The organism is Oleiphilus sp. HI0086 (genome assembly GCF_001635225.1).
This window is the reverse complement of the sequence record NZ_LWFZ01000082.1, coordinates 1-681: the sequence shown is the minus strand read 5'-3', so window position 1 is coordinate 681 and position 681 is coordinate 1. Positions and strand designations below refer to the sequence as shown.

At 43.5% G+C, this 681-nt stretch carries 1 protein-coding gene and 1 pseudogene; both read right to left on the bottom strand.

Translation table 11 applies throughout. The features are described from left to right. Nucleotides 1-276: pseudogene (locus A3756_RS28490) on the bottom strand (hypothetical protein); the annotation flags it as partial. 145 nt (nucleotides 277-421) lie between these two features. Next, the coding region (locus A3756_RS01300; RefSeq protein WP_156490168.1) for an SDR family oxidoreductase at nucleotides 422-681 on the bottom strand (260 nt) is incomplete at its 5' end.

The window sequence follows — 681 nt, the reverse complement described above, 5'->3', positions numbered from 1 at the left end:
GGAAAGTTCGCTGTGAAGTAGAAGTATTACAGGGCCTTCGCCTACGTCGCGATAATGGATTTTTGTATTAAAGTCGTTTTCGATCCACTGGGAGTCACTATAACTATACTTGCTCGTAATGTACCAGTCAGGTAGCTCGGAAAAGCCAAGAAAATTAGACAAGGAGGTCGAAGATTGAGACGCCTGCTTGATGTTTGCGCAGCCGCCTAGACTTAGGGCGAAGGTAAATGTCAATAGGACAAAAGCAAGCCTAATGCGGTAAAAAAGACGTTCCACTATACGTATCCATCACAAAAATTAAACGTCGCACAAAGATGTACAAGGCATGTACAAAAGCACTTCTCAAGGACTGCATAGACTACCAGTATGTGCTTACCGTTTTCAGTGACGTAGTCCTTAAAATAGCAGTTATCTAAGCGGTTTAGCTTTCTTCTAGTGAACGCATGCCGCTAGTATTAAAGCCACCATCAACAAATAATACTTCTCCGCTAATTCCGCTAGCTAGATCTGAGCATAAAAAAGCAGCAGCATTGCCAACTTCGTCAATAGTCACGTTACGTCTAAGTGGTGTTTGCTGTTCATTTTCAGATAGCATTTTTCGGAAGTTCTTAATGCCGGATGCAGCCAATGTACGAATGGGGCCAGCTGATATGGCGTTAACACGCGTTCCTTCAGGCCCAA